Consider the following 23,136-nt stretch of genomic DNA (forward strand, 5'->3'; position numbering starts at 1 on the left):
CTTTACGAGCTTTCTTAAGACCTGGTTTTTTCTACATTATGATATTTATGGTAAATTATCACTAAAATCAAGTAATTTTAAGAGATAAATCCTCAATATTTACATATATAATCCTTTTGAAAATCGAGAGGTTATCAAAGGGTTATCACATTTTAGTTTTCGGAGCTTATGTAGTTGAGAAATACGAAATACTGTATCATAAAGATGATGTACAGTTTAGCAACAAATATACAGTTTCTTCGTGCCTGGACAATTTCTTTTTCTATCCTGAAGATATTTAAACAGTTCTATATATTATTTCTTGTGAGTAATTTTCATCAAAAAATTTCATAGAGTAGCTTCCTAGAATCATGGAAAAGTAGTAAAAATAGTTGTTATCCTAGTTGATTAAAAAAATCCCTGATTTCCTCATCTTTTATAAAATAATATATAATTTTCCCCTCTCTTCTAGTGCCCAAGATGTTTTGATTGGCTAGTTTACGAAGATGGTGGGAAGTAGATGCCATACTGAGATTTAGTAAACAGGCTATATCACAGACACAGAGTTCTTCAACAGCAAGAAGATAGAAGATGATATTTATCTGTTTATTATCGGTAAATTTTGTTAAAATGCGAAGTGATTTTTGGACTTTTTCCTTTTCAAGGTAGTTCGTTGCGGTTGTAATATTTTGCTGATTTATAACATTCACTTGGCAGATACTATCTTTTTTCATAATATTTTCTCCTAGCCTAATATAGTCCATAGTATGTCAAAACTGTTATTTTCAATCAGGATATATATCCCCAATCCTAAATAAACAACGGCAATAAACCATCTGCTATATTTTTCCAAAATTTCTCCAACAGAAGAGACTTGTGCCAATTTTTGGGCAGAAAAAACCAAGAGATAAATCATGACTAGAAAGGTAAGTAAAGCTACTATCAAATTTGCTAAATTTAAGGTAGTAAAATATGGAACAAAGACACCAATATTGTCAGCACCACAACTTGCAAAAGTAATCATAGCGACTAGAAATATCAGGTTTTTATTATCTTTGCGCAAACCTTCTTTGGCAATAGCTTCTCCATCAGAATCTCCTAAAAGCAAAACTTTGAGACCTAGGAAAATTGGAATCAAACCGAGTAAACCTAAAATCTCTTTACTAGGAATATAATTTAAGACAAATGCAAAAAGCAAACTTAGCAATATTAGACTAACAGAGCCTAGAAATTGTCCTAAATAGATGTTAATGATGTCTTTTCTGCTTTTTCTTTTGGCAAAAAATAACATTAGGATAATAAGTAAGTCTACGGCTGTCCCAGAATACAGGATTATTGAAGTAACAACATTTTGAATCATAAAATACCTCATTCAAATATATTTTTGAATGTATTCTAACATTAAACTTTGTAGATGTCAACTTAAAATCCACCAAAATACAGATAAGAAGTTAGTGTACCAAATATTAAAAAGCCCTGCCATCGAAATGACAGCAGGGCTTAACTTCAATATCCAGATAATATATTTATCTAAAAAAGGTACAGTTTTTATTGATTTGTAGTGCGATATAATGAGTTTCCAAAAATCAAAAATCGCTTAAAATCAATATTTTGACATCTATTGACGTGTACTGAAACCCTTACTTAACCTCTGTAAGGATATAATTACGGTACCAGTATATCATAAATAATAACAAAATCTTGACTTTCCGAAACATAATGATTTTCCCGAAAGAAAGAGATCAACCTAAAAAATTACTGTCTTACTTATGTAATGTTTCTTTAATATAATATAGAAATAAAAAGTATGTAAATGAAAAGATTTATCACATTACTTTTAGTGTCTCTATCTACAATTTTATTAATTGCATGCTCTAACCAATCAAGCAATTCTTTAGATGGCGAATACCGTTGAATAAACGAGAGTAGAAATGAAGTTGCCTTTACCATTTCAGGTAACAAAGGAAATAGCAACAAAGGAGAGGCCGACACCTTTACAATTGATAAAGACAGTGCAACAATCGAACCGACTGGCTCTAATATCATAAACCGAAAAGAGAATTATACCTTCAAGGATGACGTATTCACTGTAGATATTTCAGGAACAAAGCAGGAGTATTACAAAAAGGATAGTGAAGAAATACAGCGACAAGTAAAACCCTCAAACTATTTGATATTCTTTATACAATAAAAACGCTTTTGTACTGACCCCAAAAGTTAGATTTTTTCTGTCTAACTTTTGGGGGTCAGTACACACCCGCATAGCGGGTATTTTTTTGTCTCGCACCTAGCGGAGTGAGACAGGCTAATAGTCACATAATAAAAAATTTACTTAAAGTCAGATTTTAAATACTTTAGAATAGTTCTTTCTAAAACTTACTCCCAAATTTTTTTGCTCGTATAATTCATCAGGGGTTTGGGGATTCCCCAAAATTCAAATCATCCCAAAAAGTACATACACTTTGTGTATACAAATTTTAGGATGATTTTGGGAGTGTGTGTATACAGACTCTGAGCTCGCAAAGTCATATTATGAGAAATCTTTCCTTCTCGATAAAATAATCCCAAAAATCAATTTGACTGTCATTTGTGTGTACAAATATTTTAAGAAGATATATAAAAAACGCTGCAAAATTTTTAACAGCGTTTCCTTATTTTAAAATTCTCATATGTCTTTCTTTTTTATGGTTAGCATCATAGTATTCCAGCATCGCATGATACAAACGAGCCTTCGTTTTATCTTGTTGTTTAATTCCATGAAGAAATAATTCTGCTCGCTTTAATTTCAATATGTATTCACATATCTGATCAAAATCCTTATCCATATTACTTTTGAAAATAAACATCTTTTTCCTCCATCACATCAACTATTTTTTGCATCAAAATAGACATATCCATTTTGTTTTCATAGCTTATTCTCCCAACTACAGTTGCAAGACGGGCTATAGAATTGATATTCTTTCCGACTTGTTCCAACTCTTCTGTTAAAGGAACTAAACCTTCAAAAGAGACTTTTTGGATGTTCAAATCTGTTCGTATTAATTTTTGTCTAGCAAACTCAGAAAAATTACGAATATTTTCCTTCCTCATACAATCATTTAATTTTTTATTTTCTTCTTCCGTCAAAAACACCTGTTTCAACACAGATTTTATTCTCATGGTCCTATCACCTCGTTTTCTTATTTAGTCGTTTTACAAGTTCTTTCACTTGTTTACTTGTCTTCTTTTCATATTCTATCATCAGCTCAACGCAGTAGTGAAATATCCTTACATTATCCAAATCCTCACTTTGTTCTGCTATTCTTTCTAACTGACGTAAGTTATTGATAATTCTTCTAACTTGAAATATAAAGTCATGATAAGATTCAAAATCAAATTGAAGATAAATAGGCGAGCTCTTAAATAACATTTTTCTGGCATAAGAGGAAAAACTTAGATGATTTGTCATTTCAATCAAGTTATTCACTATTTCATTTTGCTCCTCAGTGATGTAACATTTCTTTAGAACAGTCCTATATCTACTCATTTATCATATACTTCTTTCGGGCATTTTCATGGGCAATAGCTTTGCACTCCAGCATACGTTCCTGCTTTAAATTCTCCATAGACTTAAATAAATACGCCAAAGGAGACGTCGCATCCTCAGGAATCCGTTCAATCATGCTAATGACTTCATCACTAGTTACATACCCACTAGCCAAATACTCGCCTATCTTCATCTTCTGAGCATGTGTTAAAGTGTAATTGTTAGGATACAAAAATCTATCATTGTACTTATAAGAAATGGATTCTAACAAAGAATAATATTTGGGTGGAATATAAGTTTCAGGCTTTCTAGAACTATTATCCAGTATATTCTCAATCTCTTTCTTATTCTTACTCTTGTTCTTAATCTCTTGCGTTACATTATCATTTTCATCCGTTACTGTAACGTTACAGTCTAAAACGAGTTGTGGCTCGCCTGTAATTAGTGCTTTTTGTTTTTGTCTATGACGAGCAACACGTTCCCTAGTTTGTTTTCTAATCTTTTCTAGTCCATCTATATTCTGATGTTTCTCCCATTTTGGAATGGTAATAGCGCCATCTATGATTTCTATCATGCCAAATTCTTCAAACATGCTGAGAGCTAATTTTACAGATGTAGCCTTTCGCCTAAACACTGTTGAAAGCATCTCTTCTGTGTAATAAACCTTGTTCCCTAGACTTAATATGCCACTATTATTTTGCTTTCCTGCAAGCACCAGAATTTTAAACCATATTACAATAAGAGTATCTCCTTCTGGCATTGATTCTATTAGCTGAATTTTTTCATCATCAAATATATCTGTTGTTATCTTGATCCACTGAACACCATTCATACGAGTACCTATCTTTCATATTGCTTCAACCATCGTGTTACTGCTCTTTTATCGTATAAAGTCACTCCATCAATCACCATGGTTGGCATTCCTTCTTTCGTCCATTTTTGGATTGTTGTCGTAGATACATCTAACCACCTAGACAAACCTGACATACGAACCATAGGTTTATAAAGTTCTTTATCTTCAAATACTCTTGCTACAGCATTTGAAATCATCTCATCATAGTGAGCACGTAATTGCTTCTCTAATTCTTTAGGAAGCTGGACAACTAAAGTAGTTTCCGACATAAATTCACACCTCATTTCTAAATTAAATAAGCTCCGAAACCATTTAATTTGTTATTCATTTTGAATTATATATCCTTTTTGAATTTTGTCAAGCTTTTTTATTCAAAAAGAATAAAATGTGTTATAATGATAAAAAGGAGGTTCTTATGACGAATCATATTACTAAACTGATAGAAAATAGCGGAAAAAAATTGACAGAAATTAGCGAAGCTACAAATATAGCCTATCCTACACTTTCTGGATACAATCAAGGAATCCGCAAACCTAAAAAAGATAATGCTGAAAAATTGGCAAAATACTTTAATGTTTCCGTCGCTTACATTATGGGACTTGATAGCAACCCACACGCTCCATCAAATCTTAAAATTGTTACAGATAGTTTCAAAACATCTAAAATTGGTTCTGTGACACCTTTTAAAAGCGATATGGAGAAGTTAAAGAAGAGCATCGAATTTGGCGAAAGGGCATTAACACTACCACTTGATGATAGTTTTTCAGATGAATTTCGTCATATATTCTCAGAATATCTAGCTGAGAAAAACAAACGTTTTATGTCTGAGTTTATAGATTATATGAATCACCAAAATAAAGATTCTAAAGTTTGGCAGAGCTGGATTAAAACAGACGAATACGCTATCCGCCAAGAAGATAGAAAAAATAGATAGACACTCATTTCTCAATTACATAAGCTCCGAAAACTTAGATACGGAGAAAAATGTCTATACACAAATACAAAACAAAAAAAGGAATCCTATACTATGTCAGCTTTTACATTGGCTTAGATGCTTATGGAAAGAAAAAAAGGCACTTAAAGAGAGGGTTCAAAACCAAAAAAGAGGCAAAATTGTACGAAGCTCGTTTAGAAGCTGGTGTCGTTGCCCCCACAGTAAGTACCGACAAACCTAACCCCAAAGTCACTTATAAAGAACTTTATCAAGAATGGTTTAATGCCTATGTTGGTACCGTTGAAGAAACAACTTCTTCCCAAACTAAGAATATCTATCGAATACATATTCTACCAATATTTGGCGATAAATTTATTGACCAAATCAGTCCTTTAGACTGTCAAAACTTTATTACACAAAATTCTCAGACTTTCAAAAATATCAAACAGATAAAATCCTATACCTCAAAAATTTTTGATTTTGCAATCAACATGAACTACATTGATCGAAATCCAATGAAGAATGTTATCATGCCTAAAATCAAAAAAACTAGATCAGATAATTTTTGGTCACTGGAGGAATTACATCATTTCCTTGATATAGTGAAAGAAACTGAGCCATTTAAACATTTTGCTTTATTTAGACTGCTTGCATTTAGTGGACTACGAAAAGGGGAGTTATACGCTTTAAAATGGGCTGATATTAACTTTGACAGCAATCTCTTAAACATAGATAAAAGTCTAGGAAGAATTGACGGTAAAGCGATTGAAAAGAGCACAAAGAATGAATCTTCAGTTCGCACAATCTATCTTGATGATGAGACAATCGATATTATTAAACAATGGAGAAATTTCTATCTAAAAGAACAATCTCAGTTGCCTCTTACAAAGCTGAATATTAGTAACGAATATATGTTCTCTTACATATCAAGCAATGACAAAATTGAGCCCCTTCATGCTGACTACATTAATAACGTACTGAATCGAATCATTAAAAAGCATAAATTAAAACCAATTAGCCCACATGGGTTCAGACATACACATGCAACACTTATGTCTGAAATTGGAATCGACCCTTCTAATACATCAAAACGACTTGGCCACGCAAGCAGTCAGATGACATTAGATGTCTATACTCACACTACAAAAACTGGTGAGAAAAACTCTATTGACAAATTTGCAGATTATCTCAATAAAGCAAAATAAATCATGATTTTTAAAATTTAGAAGAGGTTATCAGAAGGTTATCACAAAGCTATTCTAGCTCAAAAATCGACAAAAAAGCACTTTGCAAAATCTTTGCAAAGTGCTTTGAAACGTTGATATAATCGTATTGATTAACGTTTTGAGAATTGTGATGCTTTACGAGCTTTCTTAAGACCTGGTTTCTTACGTTCAACCATACGTGCATCACGAGTAAGAAGTCCAGCGCGTTTCAATGAATCGCGGAAGTCTGGGTCTACTTGAAGAAGTGCACGAGCGATACCGTGACGGATCGCACCTGATTGACCAGCGTATCCACCACCTACAACGTTAACGTGTACGTCGTATGAACCTTCAGTTGAAGTAACTGCAAAAGGTTGGTTGATAACGAGACGAAGGTCTGCGTGTGGGATGTATTCTTCTACATCTTTTTTGTTAACTGTGATTTTACCAGTACCTGGAACCAAACGTACGCGTGCAACGGCGTTTTTACGGCGTCCTGTACCTGCATATTGTGCTTGTGCCATTATATTAGTGCTCCTTTCCTCTTAGAATTAGATAAGTCCTGAGATATCAAGTACTTCTGGTTGTTGTGCAGCGTGAGTGTGCTCACCACCAACGAAGACTTTCAATTTCATACCTTGTGCGCGTCCAAGAGTGTTGTGTGGAAGCATACCTTTAACTGATTTTTCGATCAAACGAACAGCATTTTTAGAACGAAGTTCACCTGCTGAGATTTGTTTCAATCCACCTGGATACATTGAGTGAGTATAGTAGATCTTATCAGTTGCTTTTTTACCAGTCAATTTAACTTTTTCAGCATTGATAACGATTACGAAATCACCTGTATCAGTGTGTGGTGTGAAAGTTGGTTTGTTTTTTCCGCGAAGTACGCTAGCAACTACTGCAGAAAGACGTCCAAGTGGCACATCAGTTGCGTCAACGACATACCATTTACGTTCAACTTGGCCTGGTTTAGCCATAAATGTTGTTTTGTTCATGATTTCTCCTATATATAGTTCGATTTTTGTTTACGAGTGATGGGTGTTCCTTCCCATCAAAAAGTATTTGGAAGGTTCCGGGGCCTTTCAAATGGGGTAAACAATACCGTCTAACATAATATCAAAAAAACACGTCCAAGGCAAGTCATTTGGAGGTGTTTTTCTTTTATTTTTTTAGCTCCCGTTTTATAAGTTAGGTAATAGAATCCCCCAGCAACCTCTCCTCTAAGAGATGCAAACTAGTCCTCAGCTTCCCAAAAAAAGCTGGTCTAATGTTTTACAGATGGCAATGTACAAATCCATGGTCGGATTGTAGTCTCCCTTTTCAATAGGTGAGATGGTCTGGCGGGAGACTCCTATAGCATCTGCTAAGCCTTGTTGAGTGAGGTCTTTTGCCACACGTGCTGACTTTAATTTTAAATTTTTCATTTAAAAACCCTATGCTTCGTCTTCTAGTTCTTCCAGACGGTTTTTTCTGATTTTTTTGATGATAACCAATCCGTCACAAATAAGGATCAAACCCAATGTCAAAAATGCTACACTACTCATAATATTATTATTCATCTCAATCGACTGTACTAAATTTAACAAACCAATTGATGATATAACAATTCCAAAAAGCAACATTACTCAGGATAATACGAACACTTTCTTCTCAATTTTTTGTCCAGTAACCGTGGATACCCATTTCGTGATACGCTATGCACTACGACCACGCACATAGATCCAAAGAAAGTAATAATTAATAATGACTGAGCTAAGTATACGGAGTGTGTCTTACCAGTAACCATAATCGTTACAAATATACCAATCATGGCTACTCCATAACTTCCAGCAGCAGATGCTGTTACTGATTAACTGAGCACGTTCATCCATCGTGCTAGCTACTTTTTCTTTGACTCCTTCATTTTGTTCCCTCCATTTTATAGATTTATTACAGCATTGTTTTACATCATGTTAAATATACTATTCATTTTGTATGATTTATCTTCTTATTTTCTATTGATACATCATTTCAGACAACGAAAAAATCAGATAGGAAAACCTATCTGATTTTTTCTATCTAGCTTCCTCACCAATCGTAAAGACGGCTAAGGTATCTGGTCCGACATGGGTAGAAATAACTGGTCCAAGTGGCATAATAAGAACTTGTTCAATGCCGTCAACTGCTAACAATCGTTCTTTTAGATTCTCCGCAGCTGCAAAATCATTAGCATAAGCGACAATCGCTGTGCTATGTCCAATATCCTGAGTAGCATTCAGGACCATTTCTTTAATGGCTTTTTTACGTCCACGGATTTTAGCCAAAGGAACCAACTTACCTGAAGCGTCTAGCCAAAGAAGAGGCTTGATATTAATCAAACTACCAATAATTGCTGAGCTCTTAGAAAGACGACCTCCACGCATAAGATGGTAGAGATCATCAACTAAGAAATAGGTCCGTAAACGTGGCAGAATGTCCTCAATCATGGCTTTCGTTTCGGATAAACTCTTACCCTGGCCACGAGCTTCTGCCGCCAAGATAGAAAGATAACCTTCTCCACCTGCTGCCGCCAGGGTATCTACAATCTCAATGACAGCTTCTGGGTACTCATCTAAAATCATGTCACGCGCCATAACAGCACTTTGATAAGTACCTGAAAGCACTGATGAGAAGGCAAGATAAAGAAGAGCATCACCATTTTGAACATGACGACGAAAAACCTCTTCAAATTGACCAACATTCACCTGACTTGTGGTCGGTTGACCTCCTTCTTGCATAGCTTCCAAGAGACGGTCACTCGTTAATCGATTAGGACCAACGGTCTCATAAGTAATATCATCGAGCGTAATGGTCAGACCAATAAGTTCAACATCATTCTCCTGAGCCCATTTTTCATCTAGATCTGCTGTTGAATCTGTCAAAATTTTAAATGTCATATATCCCTCTATTCTATTTCATTTAAAAGGTTCTGTAATTTTCCTAATTGTGTTTCATCCCATGGACGTAACTTGGGGGTTGTTAAGTCAATATGTGCTGACATCTTGTCTAAGTCCGACTTAACGGTATTAACACGCTCCTCCAACTCACGCGCTGAAACACGTAAAGCTCCTTGAGAAAAGATGGCCCACTGTTCATTCAAGTCACTAGTCGCCACTTCAACTAGATTTTGAACAGTATTCATTTCAGCTGCTGAGCGCTCAATATAGCTATCGGCTGTCTCGTCTGCCTCAGTAAAAATAACACTAACACGGTACTGATCATAGCGCTGACGGCTCCCTGGAACAAACTGGGCATCAAACACACAGATGATATCAATATGCTCAAAGTTGGCATAATGATTGAGCTTACGAATCAGTGTTTCACGAGCTTCGTCAAGCTGATTGGCCTTAAAGAGTTGACGGGTTTCTTGCCAAAAGGCAATCATATTATAACCATCAACCAGAAGTATTCTTTTTTTCATAGTTACAATCGGTTTCGATAAACTTCATACATAAGAACTGCAGCTGCCACACTGGCGTTTAGGCTCTGCACATGGCCACTCATAGGAATAGTAATCATCTCGTCAACTTGTTTCTTGATGTTAGCAGAAATTCCCTTACCTTCATTACCAATGATAAGAGCAAGCTTACCAGCTGTGTTCCATTTATGAGATGGTGTACCGTCCATATCTGTACCAAATACCCAAAAGCCTGATTCTTTAAGTTTATCAAGGGTTTGGCTCAGATTAGTCACTCTCGCAATCGGAATATGCTCCACTGCCCCTGTTGATGTCTTGGCAACTACAGGGGTTACCCCTACAGCACGATGTTTGGGAATAATAACTCCTGTCACCTGGGTAGCATCAGCCGTTCGTAGGATAGAACCAAAGTTATGAGGATCATTAAGTCCATCTAAAATGAGAATCAGAGGGTTCTCCTCTTGCTCAGCCTTATCCATAATAACTGAGAAATCAGAGTAAGCGAACTCTGACACACGAAGGACAAAACCTTGATGAACAGCCCCACCTGTCATATCAGACAAGGTCTTCTTCGGTGTCCAAGAGATGGAAACCTTCTTTTCAGCTGCCAAAGCCTTAATAGCATCCACATTTTTCCCTCGAAGATCGTCTTGAATATAGAGTTTGTTTCCAGTATTAGCTTCTAGACTCTCCGTTACAGCATGCACACCATAAACAATATCTAGGCTTGATTCTTTAGTTGTTTTCATATGCCCATTCTATCATAAAAAAAGCCCTCTTACGAGGGCAAAGCATGTTAAATAAATGTAATTACTACTAGATAAAGCACTAGAAGAACCAGAACAAGCGTTGCAGCAGCCAAAACCTGCTTACCAATTGTATCTGGATCTGCAATTGATTCTGCAATCTTTCTCTCAGCCTAGGTAATGGTTTTACCTACTGTTTGGAAGATGTCAATTGAGTCTGTGCTTGTTGAACTGTTTCCGGAAATCTCTGAGATAAGTCCGTCTGTAAAGGTTACTTTTGACGAATAGGTCAAACTCTCACTCTGTATTTTTATCCAACTGACTTATTTCTGCAGTTGTCGATGCAAGAGAGCTAGCAGTTTCTTAAGCCACTTCAGATGTTGCGCTTGCCTCTCCTCGCTCAGATGCAGCTACTGATCGATCCTCACCAAAATCTTGGACACGAGCCTCTTCTGAATAAGATGTAGTCATAGAAACACTCGTCTCTACAATATCAACTTGAGAATGTACCTCAAGAAGACCCTCATCTGTCTCACTTGAAGAGACAACCATCAATGACGTTGAGGTCCCACTGAGCTGACTTGATTGGTTGGTTCTGCCTTGGCTTCAACTGAAGAAAAATCAACTTACGGAGCTGATGCCTCACTATTAACATAATCTATTATTTTTTCACAATCTAGATTAATTTTAAATAACAAAAAATCCTGCTCTCAGCAGAATTTTTAGATTTCTTTCTCAACTTCATCAATGCACCAAGTAACCAACTCTTCTAGGCGGTCGACATCCTCGGTCATATGAAGATAACCCATAACTGCCTCGAAACCTGTTGACATTTTATAGGTAATAACATCCGTATTTTTAGCCTTGGTATGACTCTTAGCATTACGACCTCGTTTGTATATGTCCAGCTCTTTTTCAGTCAAAAGCTCTCGATCTATCATTTTTTCAATGAGGCTAGCTTGAGCCTTGGCGGAAACATAGCGTGTAGCTAGACGATGCAATTGATTTGGCTTAGTCTGTCCTTGAAAAATCAGGTGACGGCGAATGTATAAGGAATAAACAGCATCTCCCTCAAAGGCGAGAGCAATACCATTAATAAGGTTGACATCAAGGTATTTAGTCACGTGTCCACCTCACGCCCTCCCTGGTATCAAGAAGTTTGATACCTTGAGCAGCTAACTCATCACGAATGCGGTCTGCTGTCGCAAAGTCCTTGTTAGCACGCGCTGCCTGACGCTCTTCAATGAGTTTTTCGATATCTTCATCAAGAACTTCTTCTTCGAAAACAATACCGAAAACTTGGAGCATTTTTTCAAAAGCATCTTTAACAGTTTCATCATAGTTGCCTGAATTAATCCATTTGGCCATATCAAACAGAACAGTCACACCATTTGCCGTATTAAAGTCATCATCCATAGCCACCTGGAAAGCATCAAGATAAGTTTGCAACTCATCTTGATTCACCTGATCTGTCAAGGGAAGACTGTGCGTATTTTTCAAATACTTGAGATTGACTTCAGCATCATGGATAGCTTTCTCGGTAAAGTTAATTGGTTTACGATACTGTTGTGTCGCTAGGAAGAAGCGAAGCACTTGCCCATCAACCGTCTTAAGCATATCATGGACAGTCACAAAGTTACCCAAGGATTTTGACATTTTCTCATTGTCCACATTAACAAAACCGTTGTGCATCCAATAATTAGCGAAGGTCTTACCAGTTTTGGCTTCTGATTGTGCGATTTCATTAGTATGGTGTGGGAACTCAAGGTCCGCACCTCCACCATGGATATCGATAGTATTCCCAAGGATTTCAGTCGCCATAACAGAACATTCGATGTGCCAGCCTGGACGTCCAGGTCCCCAAGGACTTTCCCAAGAAATCTCTCCTTCTTTGGCAGCTTTCCAAAGGGCAAAATCCAGAGGATTTTCCTTACGATCTGTCTCAGCATCCGTACGTCCGCTAGCACCAATTTCAAGATCTTCCAAGGTCTTATTAGCTAATTTTGCATAATTTTTTGACTTAGCTACTCGGAAGTATACATCACCTTCAGCAACATAAGCAAAACCTTTATCAATCAAGGTTGACACAAATGCAATAATTTCATCCATGTAGTTAATAACACGAGGATTTTGTGTCGCTGGTTTGATTCCAAGTTGTGCGGTATCTTCCATAAAGGCTGTGATAAACTTGTCTGATAATTCTTTGGTCGAAATACCAGCTTCATTGGCTGCCTTAATAATTTTATCATCTACATCCGTAAAGTTGGAAATATAGTTGACTGTATAGCCACAATACTCAAAATAACGACGAATAGTATCAAAAGCTACTGCTGAACGGGCATTTCCGATATGAATATAATTGTAAACTGTTGGTCCGCAGATATACATATTGACAACATTTTCTGTCAAAGGTACAAAATCACGGAGCGAACGTGTCATCGTATCATAAATTTTAATCACTTGAGATTCCTTTCAATTAACTGGAAACTATTTTTTATCCTTGATATGGTTTAGGTACAAACACAAGAGTATAACGAGAATTATAATCCAAATAGCCGCAACTAGCTGACCTTGAGCCAAGAGAGACATAGCTGAAAGAAAACTCCCAACTATATAGAAGACCAAAAAAGGATTGTCCTTGAAGAATTGTTTCATTACTCAAATCTCACTTGTGTCGTTGCTTAAAAACAAGACCGGCCCATAACAGAGCAATGCAAAACCATAAGGCGGCCATACTATAATCTGCTCTATGTAAAGCAATGTAGACAAGGGCAAAGGGGCCCACGACCGTCAATCGAGTCACCTTTGAACTAAAGAGTTTCATCTTTTTCTGTCCTTATAGACGTGATGAGTGAAAGCTTGCTGCTTTTAGAAGATCTTCTAGCTTTTCGCTATAGTATTCACGACCTTCCTCAATGTCATGAATCACTTCTTCATCCTTTTTACCGTGAACACGTACGACCTTAGCAGGGACACCAACTACCGTAACATCTTCTGGGACATCGGCAACAACCACAGCTGCTGCACCTACCTTAGCATTTTTCCCAATCTCAATAGGACCAATAACCTGAGCATGGGCTGAAACCAATGCACCCTCACGAACGGTTGGGTGACGTTTTCCGACATCTTTACCAGTACCACCTAAAGTAACACCGTGATAGAGCATAGCTCCTTTTTCAACCACAGCTGTTTCACCAATGACAAGGCCAGAACCGTGATCAATAAAGACACCTTCAGCAATCTGAGCCCCAGGATGAATCTCAATCTGAGTCCAAAATCGCCAAAATTGACTATGCATACGAGCTAACAGTCGACAATGGTGGCGCCAGAGAAAATGTGAGATGCGATGAGCGGCCAAAGCCTTTAGACCAGGATAGGTTAAAAGAACCTCCAAACTTGTCCGAGCCGCTGGGTCATTTTTCTTTACAATATCAATACTTTCTTTCCACCACCCCATATAGGTCACTCCTTATATCATTATTGTTATTATTGTTTGCTGTTGTCCTATTATTCTTTAAAGTGGAAAGTTGAGAACACTAGGTCTACTCGCTATCCCCTTCAAAATAAGCCCAATCGATTAACTCAGGCTGGTCATCAAAAGGATTGATGACAATACCTTGAACCTTGTCCAACTCATTTTCGCCTGTTGAAGGCTGGTAAATTTCTGACAGTGGCCATTGCAAAATCGTCCCTTTAGCCTTACGGAAAGGTAGACCAAAAGTCTCGTTACCGTACCATTTTGCAAAGCTCGTTAAGTTCGTAAACACAGGTACATAACTCTGTCCCTCTGCATTCGACATGGTCGCAAAGAGACGGTCATCCTGGCCATCTTCCTCGCGTTTGTGAATGAAGGCTGGAACAAGATAAATCTTATCTTTAGGAGCTGCCTTTTGGTTTTCCTCACCCAAAAGATTATTTAAGGTCTGAGTGAAATAGTTGATAAACTGGATGAGTTCACTGCTTGCAAAAAGAGTGGTATTTGAGAAATCACCATCCTCTTTTAAATTGAAAGCAAGACCAAAAAGCTCTGCCTGAACCAGTTGTGTTAAAACATCTAAGCTCGAACGTTCTACCCAAGTTTGCTCTCGAGCACTCTCTTGAGTAGCTTTAAAAGATTGTAGGTCCTGTTCACTAGTGAAGACAGGAACAACCTTCTTGCCTTCTACTTCAACTGCGTAGAGGTCTTGGGCAGCCAAGACGGGAGTACGTTGTAGGTGATTAATCAAAGCCAGACTGGTTAAAAAGTGGTCTGGTTCCGTTAAAAACTCTCTCAAGGTTTCATCAAAAGCTTGCAATTCTTGATTTTCTGTCATTCTTCTGTCTGTTCTTTCATTTCTGATTTATCAGGATTTTGCGGTGCTTTACCATTTTCATTATGGTGGCGTGGTTTGTGATGAGAACGACGGCGGTGACGATGCTCTCCTTCATTTTCCCCGTCTTCAATCTTTTCGGGCTTAGGAAGCAAGGTCTTAATTGAGGCATCGATACGTCCTTTTTCATCGATTTTGATAATTTTAACAGTTACCATATCCCCAACCTTAACCACATCTTCGACACGCTCAGTGCGTTCCCAAGCTAGTTCTGAGATGTGGACGAGAGCATCTGTCTTATTAAAGAGATGGACAAAGGCACCGAACTTTTCAATACGCACAACTGGTACAGTGTAGACCTCGCCAACCTTTGCTTCACGTACAAGATCGGAAATAATTGTTTTGGCACGGTTAATAGCATCCTGATCACTAGAGAAAATCTGAACAAGTCCCTCTTCATCGATATCAATAGTGACACCAGTCTCAGCAATAATCTTGTCAATTGTTTCGCCACCTTTACCGATGACAACCTTAATCTTGTCAACAGGAATTTGAATACTGTCAATCTTAGGCGCTGTTGGTGCCAATTCTGGACGTGGCTCAGCGATTACTGCCTCGATAACATCAAGAATCTCAAAACGAGCTACCTTGGCTTGAGCTAAAGCTTCCTCAAGAATAGCAGGTGTAATACCTGAAATCTTAATATCCATCTGAAGAGCTGTAATACCTCGACGTGTACCAGCCACCTTAAAGTCCATATCGCCAAAATGATCTTCCAAACCTTGAATATCGGTTAGAACAGTGTAGTTAGTTCCATCTGAAATAAGGCCCATGGCAATCCCCGCAACAGGTGCCTTAATCGGCACCCCACCGGCCATAAGAGCCAAAGTACCTGCACAAATAGAAGCCTGTGAAGAAGACCCATTTGACTCCAAGACTTCGGCTACCAAACGGATAGCATATGGAAACTCTTCAACGCTTGGAAGAACTTGAGCAAGGGCTCGCTCACCCAAGGCTCCGTGACCAATTTCACGACGGCCTGGTGCACCGTAACGTCCTGTATCACCCACCGAATACTGAGGGAAATTGTAGTGGTGAAGGAAACGTTTCTTATACTCTGGATCCAAACCATCAATAAGTTGTGTATCACTCATAGGGGCTAAAGTCAAGACTGATAAGGCCTGGGTTTGTCCACGTGTAAAGAGACCTGAACCATGAACCTTAGGAAGAAAGTCAATCTCTGCGTCCAAAGGACGAATTTCATCCACACGACGACCATCAGGACGAACCTTGTCTTCTGTAATCAGACGGCGCACTTCAGCATGTTCCATCTGCTCAAGGATTTCTACCACATCACGTAGAATAGTTTCCTTATCTTCATCTTCTGCGAAGCGTTCTTGATAAGAAGTAAGGACCTCTTCTTTAACAGCCTGGGTTGCTGCTTCACGCGCCAGTTTTTCTTCCACCTGAACAGCCTTAGCTAACTGATCATAATAAGCCGTTTCGATTTCGACTTTCAATTCAGCATCAACTTGGAGTAGTTCAACCTCAGCCTTTTCCTTACCAACAGCCGCAACAATATAATTTTGGAAATCAACCAACTCTTGAATAGCTTCATGTCCCTTCAAAAGTGCTTGCAACATGATGTCCTCTGACAATTCCTGAGCACCTGATTCTACCATATTGATGGCTTCCTTGGTACCGGCCACTGTCAAGTCTAACTGTGAAACGTCTTTATCTGATGCACTTGGGTTGATGATGAAATCTTCCGCTGCATAAGCCACTTGAACCCCAGCAATGGGACCATTGAAAGGGATATCCGAAATAGAAAGTGCTAAAGAACTCCCAAACATAGCTGCCATTGGCGCACTAGCATTTTCATCATAAGAGAGAACAGTATTAATGACTTGAACTTCGTTACGAAACCCCTCCGCAAACATAGGACGAATAGGACGATCAATAAGACGAGCAGTCAAAGTGGCGTCTGTTGAAGGACGGCCTTCGCGCTTATTAAAACCTCCCGGGAACTTACCAGCCGCATACATTTTTTCCTCATAATTAACCTGTAATGGAAAGAAATCTGCAGTTGCCATCTTTTTAGACATAACAGCTGCTGACAATACGGTTGTATCTCCATAACGTACTACAACGGCACCATTAGCCTGCTTGGCTACATGTCCCACTTCCACAACAAGTGGGCGTCCTGCAAAGGTCATCTCAAAAGTTTGTTTAGCCATGTTTGATCCCTCTTTTTATCCATAACCAGCCCCACAAAAACGAACTGGTCAACTTTATATCATTCATTTGATATAACTTCCATTTTACCATATTATAGTCGAAAATGGCAGAGCTTCGGCATAAGTTGCACTCCAAGCTTTTCTCGATTTCAGATATTTAAGTGGTTTTGTGATATAATAAACACTTATGAGAGCCAAAGGAATGACTATGAAAAAATTACAACACATCATTATGATTACCTTAATCTTAATAGGCCTAACAACACCTGCCCTAGCACAAGATCAGACTGATGACTTCAATGTTGCTGCAAAACATGCGATCGCTATCGAAACCACTACAGGAAAAGTGCTCTATGAAAAAGATGCCACCACTCCTGATGGTGTTGCTTCAATGACGAAAATCCTGACAGCCTACATGGTCTATAAAGCTGTTGATCAAGGTAAAATTAATTGGGACACTGAGGTAGGTATCTCAGACTACCCATTCAACCTAACAGTTGATTCAGAAGTTTCAAATATCCCACTAGATTCTCGAAAATATACTGTCAAACAACTCTTAGATGCCACTCTCATTAGTAGTGCCAACAGTGCAGCAATTGCTCTAGCTGAAAAAATCTCAGGATCAGAGAGTGCCTTTGTTGACACTATGACAGCCCAACTTAAAGAATGGGGCATTACAGATGCTAAATTATTTAACGCTTCTGGTCTAAACAATAAATACCTTGGGGATAACCGCTATCCTGGCTCTAAACCAGATGACGAAAATACTATGAGTGCTCTAGATGTTGCCATTATTGCAGACCACCTCATCAAAGACTATCCTCAGGTACTTGAAATCACCAAGCAAACCGAAACTGATTTCGAAGGTGACAACAAATTAACGACGCACAACTACATGTTGGAGGGTCAAGACAACTACCGTGAAGGCGTTGATGGACTCAAAACTGGAACAACTGAACTTGCAGGGGCATCCTTTGTAGCCCACTCCAATGAAAATGGCATGAGTTTGATTACCATTGTCATGAATGCAGATAATGATGGAGAAGATGAAGCTGCTAGATTCACAGCCACAAATGAGTTGCTAGATTATGTGACTCAAAACTGGGAAATCAAAACCCTCAACACCAAGGGACAAATCGTCAAGAAAAATGATATTAAGGTAGCCGATGGAGACAGTCAAACCATCTCTGCTAAACTCGAGTCGGACCTTACAGTCGTTCAAAAAATAAACAGCAAAAATGATGCTGTTAAAATCAAAGCAAAAACTATAACAGCACCTATCAAAAAAGGTGACACTATTGGAACAGCGACCTTTGATGATAAGGATCTCGTTGGAACAGGTTACATCTCTGATCCACCTCAAATTTCTGTAACAGCCAACCAATCTATCAAGAAAAGTTTCTTCTTAAAAGTTTGGTGGAACCATATCATTAATTTCTTTACAGGAAACAAGTAAACACAAAACTACCTTTTAGCTATCAAAAGGTAGTTTTATCTTTCCTTCAAAATTGGTCCTGTAAGTAAAAGCCTCTTCTCAACACCTTAAGTTCCTCTCAAAATGTGGTATAATAAATATCCAAAACACATGAAGGAACAAACCATGAAAAAACTGATTACGCTTATGATGACCTTCTTACTCTGTCTGGGAAGCGTAGCCCCTGCTTTTGCAGCAGATAAGAAAAAAGGATATGATGCCGCAGCCAAACATGCCGTCGCTGTCGAAGCTAATACTGGCAAAATTTTATACGAAAAAGATGCCACTACCTCTGCTGGAATTGGCTCTATTACCAAGCTCCTAACAGCCTATATGGTTTATAAAGCGGTAGATCAGGGAGACCTCAAATGGAACAGCAAAGTTGATATTTCTGACTATCCCTTTGAACTAACTGTCAGTGCCGGAGTATCTAATATTCCACTAGATGCCCGCAAATACACTGTCAAACAACTTCTTGACGCAACCCTTATTGCCAGTGCCAACAGTGCATCTATTGCTCTAGCCGAGGAAATCGGAGGAACCGAAAGTAAGTTTGTCGACATGATGAAAGCCCAACTTAAAGATTGGGGTATCACTGATGCCAAGATTGTCAATGCCTCTGGTCTCAATAATTCTTACTTAGGTGACAATATCTATCCAGGCTCTAAATCTGACGAAGAAAACACCATGAGTGCTAAGGACGTTGCTGTCATTGCGCAACACGTGGTGAAAGAATATCCTGAAATTCTCGATATCACTAAAAAAACTGAGGCTGACTTTGATGGTGTCAACAAACTCAAAACCTCCAACTATATGCTTAAGGGACAACCTAGTTACCGTAAAGGAGTTGATGGTCTAAAAACAGGTACCACCGACTTGGCTGGTGCTTCCTTCGTGGCCCACTCAAATGAAAGTGGCATGAGCATTATCGCAGTCATTTTGAATTCTGATAATACCGATACTGATGATTACGCCCGTTTCACTGCAACTAACGACCTACTTAACTACGTAGTCTATCATTGGGAAAGCAAGACCATTGCCAAAAAAGGACAAGCCATCGGTAAAAGTCAAGCCTCTGTCCTTGATGGTAAATCTAAGCAAGTCACTGCCGTCGCTAAGTCTGACTTTAATATTATCCAAAAAATAGATGCCAACAATAACAAACACATTAAAGTCACTACCAACCAGATGCAAGCCCCTGTCAAGGCAGGAGACAAGGTGGGAACAGCCACCTTTGAAGATAAGGATCTTGTAGGAGAAGGCTACCTACCTAATCAAGGCATGCCAAGCATGGAACTGGTTGCTGGTAAAGAAGTTAAGAAAAGCTTCTTCCTCAAGGTTTGGTGGAATCACTTTGTCACCTTTGTCAACGAGAAACTCTAATACTTACAGTCGAGCGTGGCTCGGCTTTTTCTTTTACACCTACTTTACAGAAAGATGGGCTCTACATTGATTCCTATTGACACAAAAAAAGACAAACTACACCTGTAATCTGTCTTTTTGTTTGATTTTTACACTACTGTAAAGGTTAATTTATCTTTCGAGCAGCCGATTTTAAGAGTTTGTCCACTAACTACTTGGTTACCTAGTAAGAGCTCAGATAATTTATCCTCCACTTGAGTTTGAATCGTACGACGTAATGGACGAGCACCCATCTCAACATCATAGCCATCTTTAGCTAAATGCTTAAGGGCAGCTGGTTGGAATTTCAAGTCAATCCCTTTTTCAGCCAAAGCTGATACCAACGGTTTCACCATAATCTTGACAATCTCACGAAGCTGCTCTTCCTCAAGACTATGGAAGACAACCTTCTCATCAATACGGTTAATAAATTCTGGACGGTAGGCTTTCTTAAGTTCTTCCATAATACGTGACTGCATAGCTTGGTGATTATGAGAAATTTCTTGGGCTCCAAAACCAACGGTCTTATCATCACGAAGAGCAGTCGCTCCCAAGTTTGAGGTCATAATGATGATAGTGTTTGAAAAGTCAACCTTACGACCACGGCTATCTGTCAAAACACCGTCATCCAAAACCTGTAAGAGGATGTTGAAAATATCTGGGTGAGCCTTTTCCACCTCGTCAAAGAGGAGGACTGAGTAAGGCTTATTGCGAACTTTCTCTGTTAATTCACCACCCTCATCATATCCAACATAACCTGGAGGAGCACCGTTAAGTCGGCTAGCCGCAAATTTTTCCATGTATTCTGACATATCAAAACGAAGCAAAGCTGACTCATCATCAAAGAGAACTTCCGCCAAAGCCTTGGCCAATTCTGTCTTACCAACACCAGTAGGTCCAAGGAACATGAAGGAACCAATCGGACGTTTTCCAGTACGAATACCTGACTGGTTACGACGAATAGCACGACTAATCGCCGAAACTGCTTCGTCTTGACCAATAACACGTTTGTGAAGCTCTGCTTCCAGATTCAAGTAACGCTTGCTATCTGCCTGAGTCATCTTCTCAACAGGAATACCTGATAGACGACTAAGGGTTTGCATAATCTGATCTGCATCTACCAAGGCAGGTTTTGGTAATTTTGCTTTTTGGCTAGCTTTATATTGTTTAACAGCAGCCTTCATATCACCAGATAGAAGTGCTTCATCCAAAGATGTTATCTCACGTTTGGCTTCTTTTCTGATACTACCTTGAACAGTTGCACTCGCTTCATCTAAAAGATCAATGGCAGAGTCAGGTAAGTTTTTACTCGTCAAATAACGGTGGGCCGCCTTGACCGCTGTCTCAACTGCCTCATCAGTAATCGTTACACGATGATAGTCTTCATAAGACGAACGTAGGCCTTTTAGAATATCAATCGCCTCAGCTACACTTGGCTCCTCAATTGTAATCTTAGCAAAACGGCGAGAAAGAGCTGCATCTTTCTCAATATGCTTCTGGTACTCAGCTTGAGTAGTTGCTCCAACCATATGAAGGGTCCCACGTGCTAGAGCAGGTTTCAAAATATTCGCCGCATCTAAGGTACTATCAATACCTGAACCAGAACCAATAATCGTATGCAATTCGTCAATAAAGAGAATGATTTTTCCATCAGCTTCAATCTCATCAATGATTTGATTCATACGTTCTTCGAAATCGCCACGGAAACGTGTTCCTGCAACCACACTCATCATATCAAGCTCTAAGATACGCATATCAGCCAACTCAAAAGGTACTTCGCCTGAAGCAATACGTTGTGCCAAGCCAAGCGCAAGTGCCGTCTTACCAACACCTGCTTCACCCACAAGAACTGGGTTATTCTTTGTTTTACGACTCAAAACCTGAATCATGCGTGAAATTTCTTTCTCACGTCCAATAACAGGATCAAGGGCACCTGACTCAGCTACTGCCGTTAAGTCTTTGGTGTAATCTGACAGTTCCCCAGTAGAAGATTGAGGAGGCTGCATCATATTAGCAAAATTTCCTGATGCCTTTGATTTTTTAGGCTTACGAAGGTCATGAATGGCCTTCAAATCTTGCTTACTAAGACCTGCGTAACGCTCCAAAGAACGTCGTAAATCGATAATGCGAGGCTTATCGCTGTCATCCTTATATTGAAAACCAGCAACTTCAAGGAGACGACAAACCATCAAATCCTTATGAAGAAGGAAGGCCATCAATACATGTTCAGACCCTACCTCTACAGCACCAGTCACACTAGCAATTCCCTCTGCCTCTTGCAACATAGCCTCTAAAGCATGTGACTGTGCACGTAAATCGATAATATCTGATTCAGACAAGTCTTTCGGACTTTTCTCCATCGCTAGTACAGCAGCGGTCTCAATCTCTTCCGCACGAATACGGTCCTCAAAATCAGTAAAGGTTAAGTAGGCTACAGATCCTGGAACCTCAACCATAGCCAGAAGCACATGCCAAGTCTCCAAGAAAGGACTTCCAAAACGCTCTGCCTCAAGCTGAGCACGATGGAAAATGGCCTGCATTTTTCTTGAATATGTCGTCATCTAATTTCCTTTTCTATCCAATCTAAGTAATAGCGAGCGTAGAATACGCGAACGAGTAGCAGCCGCATCTGCGCCTAAAACATCATCACTAGCAGTTGCTAAAATCAAATTTCCCTCACGTTCAGTGATGATTTTTTCATCAAAAAGCAACTGAATCAAGTCTGTAAATACCTGCTCGCTGAGCTGATCTGCCAAATTTTGCAGCAAATCATTAATCATATGGTGTTTGTCGGAGAATCTAACTTTGACAATGCGAATATAGCCGCCACCACCACGTTTACTCTCAACAATATACCCACGACTCTCTGTAAAACGAGTCTTGATAACATAGTTAATCTGACTTGGTACTACTTGAAAAGCATCTGCCAAGTTCGACCGTTGAATCTCAGCAGTTCCAGACTGGCCCAGCAATTCTTTAATATATTCTTCTATACTATCTGATGTATTTCTTGCCATCTTAATTCCTCCAGT

24 protein-coding genes and 1 pseudogene are annotated in these 23,136 nt (G+C 38.8%); 6 read left to right on the plus strand and 19 right to left on the minus strand.

The genetic code is table 11. The features are described 5' to 3' along the window. Nucleotides 1-374: 374 nt before the first annotated feature. Complete coding sequence (cadX, locus tag ADF62_RS03115; RefSeq protein WP_000711088.1) at nt 375-713, minus strand: Cd(II)/Zn(II)-sensing metalloregulatory transcriptional regulator CadX; 339 nt, start codon at nt 711-713, stop codon at nt 375-377. A gap of 11 nt (nt 714-724) precedes the next feature. Continuing rightward, nucleotides 725-1,339 (minus strand): CadD family cadmium resistance transporter, encoded by a 615-nt coding sequence (locus ADF62_RS03120; protein WP_000615750.1) that lies wholly within the window; start codon nt 1,337-1,339, stop codon nt 725-727. Nucleotides 1,340-1,367: 28 nt separating this feature from the next. Between ADF62_RS03120 and ADF62_RS11345 the strand changes: the two genes are divergently transcribed. Both ADF62_RS11345 and ADF62_RS11850 read left to right on the plus strand, forming a co-directional pair. Then, nucleotides 1,368-1,541 carry a FanG protein gene (locus ADF62_RS11345; RefSeq protein ID WP_081448754.1) on the plus strand — a complete coding sequence of 58 codons (174 nt, stop codon included), beginning with the start codon at nt 1,368-1,370 and terminating at the stop codon, nt 1,539-1,541. 251 nt (nt 1,542-1,792) lie between these two features. Further along, a pseudogene (locus tag ADF62_RS11850) lies at nt 1,793-2,170 on the plus strand (hypothetical protein). Nucleotides 2,171-2,630: 460 nt separating this feature from the next. Here ADF62_RS11850 and ADF62_RS03125 read toward each other — a convergent pair. From ADF62_RS03125 to ADF62_RS03145, 4 genes are all read right to left on the minus strand, one after another. Continuing rightward, nucleotides 2,631-2,825: a hypothetical protein gene (locus tag ADF62_RS03125; RefSeq protein WP_000469564.1), complete on the minus strand. Its 195-nt coding sequence runs from the start codon at nt 2,823-2,825 to the stop codon at nt 2,631-2,633. Then, nucleotides 2,806-3,138 carry a hypothetical protein gene (locus ADF62_RS03130; protein ID WP_001220782.1) on the minus strand — a complete coding sequence of 111 codons (333 nt, stop codon included), beginning with the start codon at nt 3,136-3,138 and terminating at the stop codon, nt 2,806-2,808. Before ADF62_RS03130 ends, ADF62_RS03125 begins: the two co-directional genes overlap by 20 nt. Before the next feature lie 359 nt (nt 3,139-3,497). Continuing rightward, complete coding sequence (locus ADF62_RS03140; RefSeq protein WP_001014727.1) at nt 3,498-4,337, minus strand: phage replisome organizer N-terminal domain-containing protein; 840 nt, start codon at nt 4,335-4,337, stop codon at nt 3,498-3,500. Nucleotides 4,338-4,345: 8 nt separating this feature from the next. Then, nucleotides 4,346-4,627, minus strand: coding sequence for a hypothetical protein (locus ADF62_RS03145; RefSeq protein WP_000005472.1), 282 nt, complete (start codon nt 4,625-4,627; stop codon nt 4,346-4,348). Nucleotides 4,628-4,773: 146 nt separating this feature from the next. On the opposite strand from ADF62_RS03145, the gene ADF62_RS03150 reads away from it, so the two are divergent. Together ADF62_RS03150 and ADF62_RS03155 are read left to right on the plus strand one after the other, a co-directional pair. After that, the gene (locus ADF62_RS03150; RefSeq protein ID WP_000181350.1) at nt 4,774-5,292 is read left to right on the plus strand and encodes a helix-turn-helix domain-containing protein; all 519 of its coding nucleotides are present in this window, start codon (nt 4,774-4,776) and stop codon (nt 5,290-5,292) included. Nucleotides 5,293-5,342: 50 nt separating this feature from the next. After that, on the plus strand, nt 5,343-6,497 hold the full coding sequence (locus ADF62_RS03155; RefSeq protein WP_003098336.1) for a site-specific integrase: 1,155 nt from the start codon (nt 5,343-5,345) through the stop codon (nt 6,495-6,497). Between the two features lie 131 nt (nt 6,498-6,628). Here ADF62_RS03155 and rpsI read toward each other — a convergent pair whose 3' ends face one another. From rpsI to pnp, 11 genes are all read right to left on the minus strand, one after another. Then, nucleotides 6,629-7,021, minus strand: coding sequence for a 30S ribosomal protein S9 (rpsI, locus tag ADF62_RS03160; RefSeq protein WP_002888293.1), 393 nt, complete (start codon nt 7,019-7,021; stop codon nt 6,629-6,631). A 27-nt stretch (nt 7,022-7,048) separates the two neighbouring features. After that, the gene (gene rplM / locus ADF62_RS03165) at nt 7,049-7,495 is read right to left on the minus strand and encodes a 50S ribosomal protein L13 (RefSeq protein ID WP_002886374.1); all 447 of its coding nucleotides are present in this window, start codon (nt 7,493-7,495) and stop codon (nt 7,049-7,051) included. Between the two features lie 246 nt (nt 7,496-7,741). Further along, nucleotides 7,742-7,924 carry a helix-turn-helix transcriptional regulator gene (locus ADF62_RS03170; protein ID WP_003092292.1) on the minus strand — a complete coding sequence of 61 codons (183 nt, stop codon included), beginning with the start codon at nt 7,922-7,924 and terminating at the stop codon, nt 7,742-7,744. Between the two features lie 630 nt (nt 7,925-8,554). Continuing rightward, on the minus strand, nt 8,555-9,415 hold the full coding sequence (locus ADF62_RS03180; protein WP_048788054.1) for a DegV family protein: 861 nt from the start codon (nt 9,413-9,415) through the stop codon (nt 8,555-8,557). An 8-nt stretch (nt 9,416-9,423) separates the two neighbouring features. Next, entirely contained in the window at nt 9,424-9,939 is a 516-nt protein-coding gene (locus ADF62_RS03185; protein ID WP_003098327.1) for an NYN domain-containing protein, read from the minus strand. Between the two features lie 2 nt (nt 9,940-9,941). Continuing rightward, the gene (gene rlmB / locus ADF62_RS03190; RefSeq protein ID WP_003098325.1) at nt 9,942-10,685 is read right to left on the minus strand and encodes a 23S rRNA (guanosine(2251)-2'-O)-methyltransferase RlmB; all 744 of its coding nucleotides are present in this window, start codon (nt 10,683-10,685) and stop codon (nt 9,942-9,944) included. Nucleotides 10,686-11,404: 719 nt separating this feature from the next. After that, on the minus strand, nt 11,405-11,806 hold the full coding sequence (locus tag ADF62_RS03200) for a Mini-ribonuclease 3 (protein WP_003098320.1): 402 nt from the start codon (nt 11,804-11,806) through the stop codon (nt 11,405-11,407). Beyond that, complete coding sequence (gene cysS, locus ADF62_RS03205; RefSeq protein WP_048788055.1) at nt 11,799-13,142, minus strand: cysteine--tRNA ligase; 1,344 nt, start codon at nt 13,140-13,142, stop codon at nt 11,799-11,801. The genes ADF62_RS03200 and cysS overlap by 8 nt, the downstream gene beginning before the upstream one ends. Nucleotides 13,143-13,518: 376 nt before the next feature. Beyond that, nucleotides 13,519-14,139 (minus strand): serine O-acetyltransferase, encoded by a 621-nt coding sequence (cysE, locus tag ADF62_RS03210; protein ID WP_003092303.1) that lies wholly within the window; start codon nt 14,137-14,139, stop codon nt 13,519-13,521. An 85-nt stretch (nt 14,140-14,224) separates the two neighbouring features. Continuing rightward, entirely contained in the window at nt 14,225-14,995 is a 771-nt protein-coding gene (locus ADF62_RS03215) for an SseB family protein (RefSeq protein ID WP_003098318.1), read from the minus strand. After that, nucleotides 14,992-17,229 (minus strand): polyribonucleotide nucleotidyltransferase, encoded by a 2,238-nt coding sequence (pnp, locus tag ADF62_RS03220; RefSeq protein WP_048788056.1) that lies wholly within the window; start codon nt 17,227-17,229, stop codon nt 14,992-14,994. Before pnp ends, ADF62_RS03215 begins: the two co-directional genes overlap by 4 nt. Before the next feature lie 208 nt (nt 17,230-17,437). Between pnp and pbp3 (ADF62_RS03225) the strand changes: the two genes are divergently transcribed. After that, the gene (gene pbp3 / locus ADF62_RS03225) at nt 17,438-18,685 is read left to right on the plus strand and encodes a D-alanyl-D-alanine carboxypeptidase PBP3 (RefSeq protein ID WP_048788057.1); all 1,248 of its coding nucleotides are present in this window, start codon (nt 17,438-17,440) and stop codon (nt 18,683-18,685) included. A 144-nt stretch (nt 18,686-18,829) separates the two neighbouring features. Next, nucleotides 18,830-20,086 carry a D-alanyl-D-alanine carboxypeptidase PBP3 gene (gene pbp3, locus ADF62_RS03230; protein ID WP_037621858.1) on the plus strand — a complete coding sequence of 419 codons (1,257 nt, stop codon included), beginning with the start codon at nt 18,830-18,832 and terminating at the stop codon, nt 20,084-20,086. Between the two features lie 128 nt (nt 20,087-20,214). Here the strand turns inward: pbp3 (ADF62_RS03230) and ADF62_RS03235 are convergent, their stop codons facing one another. Continuing rightward, a complete protein-coding gene (locus tag ADF62_RS03235) occupies nt 20,215-22,665 on the minus strand; it encodes an ATP-dependent Clp protease ATP-binding subunit (protein ID WP_048788058.1) in 2,451 nt (816 codons plus the stop codon). After that, entirely contained in the window at nt 22,666-23,121 is a 456-nt protein-coding gene (locus ADF62_RS03240; RefSeq protein WP_003092291.1) for a CtsR family transcriptional regulator, read from the minus strand. Between the last annotated feature and the right edge of the window lie 15 nt (nt 23,122-23,136).

Origin of the sequence: Streptococcus sp. 1004_SSPC, from assembly GCF_001069025.1 — a bacterium.
Lineage (GTDB): Bacteria > Bacillota > Bacilli > Lactobacillales > Streptococcaceae > Streptococcus > Streptococcus vestibularis.

Bases quoted from the DNA above. Each gene is read 5' to 3' on its own strand.
- cadX (WP_000711088.1), bottom strand. From the start codon at position 713: ATGAAAAAAGATAGTATCTGCCAAGTGAATGTTATAAATCAGCAAAAT.
- ADF62_RS03120 (WP_000615750.1), bottom strand. From the start codon at position 1,339: ATGATTCAAAATGTTGTTACTTCAATAATCCTGTATTCTGGGACAGCC.
- ADF62_RS11345 (WP_081448754.1), top strand. From the start codon at position 1,368: ATGTATTCTAACATTAAACTTTGTAGATGTCAACTTAAAATCCACCAA.
- ADF62_RS03125 (WP_000469564.1), bottom strand. From the start codon at position 2,825: ATGTTTATTTTCAAAAGTAATATGGATAAGGATTTTGATCAGATATGT.
- ADF62_RS03130 (WP_001220782.1), bottom strand. From the start codon at position 3,138: ATGAGAATAAAATCTGTGTTGAAACAGGTGTTTTTGACGGAAGAAGAA.
- ADF62_RS03140 (WP_001014727.1), bottom strand. From the start codon at position 4,337: ATGAATGGTGTTCAGTGGATCAAGATAACAACAGATATATTTGATGAT.
- ADF62_RS03145 (WP_000005472.1), bottom strand. From the start codon at position 4,627: ATGTCGGAAACTACTTTAGTTGTCCAGCTTCCTAAAGAATTAGAGAAG.
- ADF62_RS03150 (WP_000181350.1), top strand. From the start codon at position 4,774: ATGACGAATCATATTACTAAACTGATAGAAAATAGCGGAAAAAAATTG.
- ADF62_RS03155 (WP_003098336.1), top strand. From the start codon at position 5,343: ATGTCTATACACAAATACAAAACAAAAAAAGGAATCCTATACTATGTC.
- rpsI (WP_002888293.1), bottom strand. From the start codon at position 7,021: ATGGCACAAGCACAATATGCAGGTACAGGACGCCGTAAAAACGCCGTT.
- rplM (WP_002886374.1), bottom strand. From the start codon at position 7,495: ATGAACAAAACAACATTTATGGCTAAACCAGGCCAAGTTGAACGTAAA.
- ADF62_RS03170 (WP_003092292.1), bottom strand. From the start codon at position 7,924: ATGAAAAATTTAAAATTAAAGTCAGCACGTGTGGCAAAAGACCTCACT.
- ADF62_RS03180 (WP_048788054.1), bottom strand. From the start codon at position 9,415: ATGACATTTAAAATTTTGACAGATTCAACAGCAGATCTAGATGAAAAA.
- ADF62_RS03185 (WP_003098327.1), bottom strand. From the start codon at position 9,939: ATGAAAAAAAGAATACTTCTGGTTGATGGTTATAATATGATTGCCTTT.
- rlmB (WP_003098325.1), bottom strand. From the start codon at position 10,685: ATGAAAACAACTAAAGAATCAAGCCTAGATATTGTTTATGGTGTGCAT.
- cysE (WP_003092303.1), bottom strand. From the start codon at position 14,139: ATGGGGTGGTGGAAAGAAAGTATTGATATTGTAAAGAAAAATGACCCA.
- ADF62_RS03215 (WP_003098318.1), bottom strand. From the start codon at position 14,995: ATGACAGAAAATCAAGAATTGCAAGCTTTTGATGAAACCTTGAGAGAG.
- pnp (WP_048788056.1), bottom strand. From the start codon at position 17,229: ATGGCTAAACAAACTTTTGAGATGACCTTTGCAGGACGCCCACTTGTT.
- pbp3 (WP_048788057.1), top strand. From the start codon at position 17,438: ATGAAAAAATTACAACACATCATTATGATTACCTTAATCTTAATAGGC.
- pbp3 (WP_037621858.1), top strand. From the start codon at position 18,830: ATGAAAAAACTGATTACGCTTATGATGACCTTCTTACTCTGTCTGGGA.
- ADF62_RS03235 (WP_048788058.1), bottom strand. From the start codon at position 22,665: ATGACGACATATTCAAGAAAAATGCAGGCCATTTTCCATCGTGCTCAG.
- ADF62_RS03240 (WP_003092291.1), bottom strand. From the start codon at position 23,121: ATGGCAAGAAATACATCAGATAGTATAGAAGAATATATTAAAGAATTG.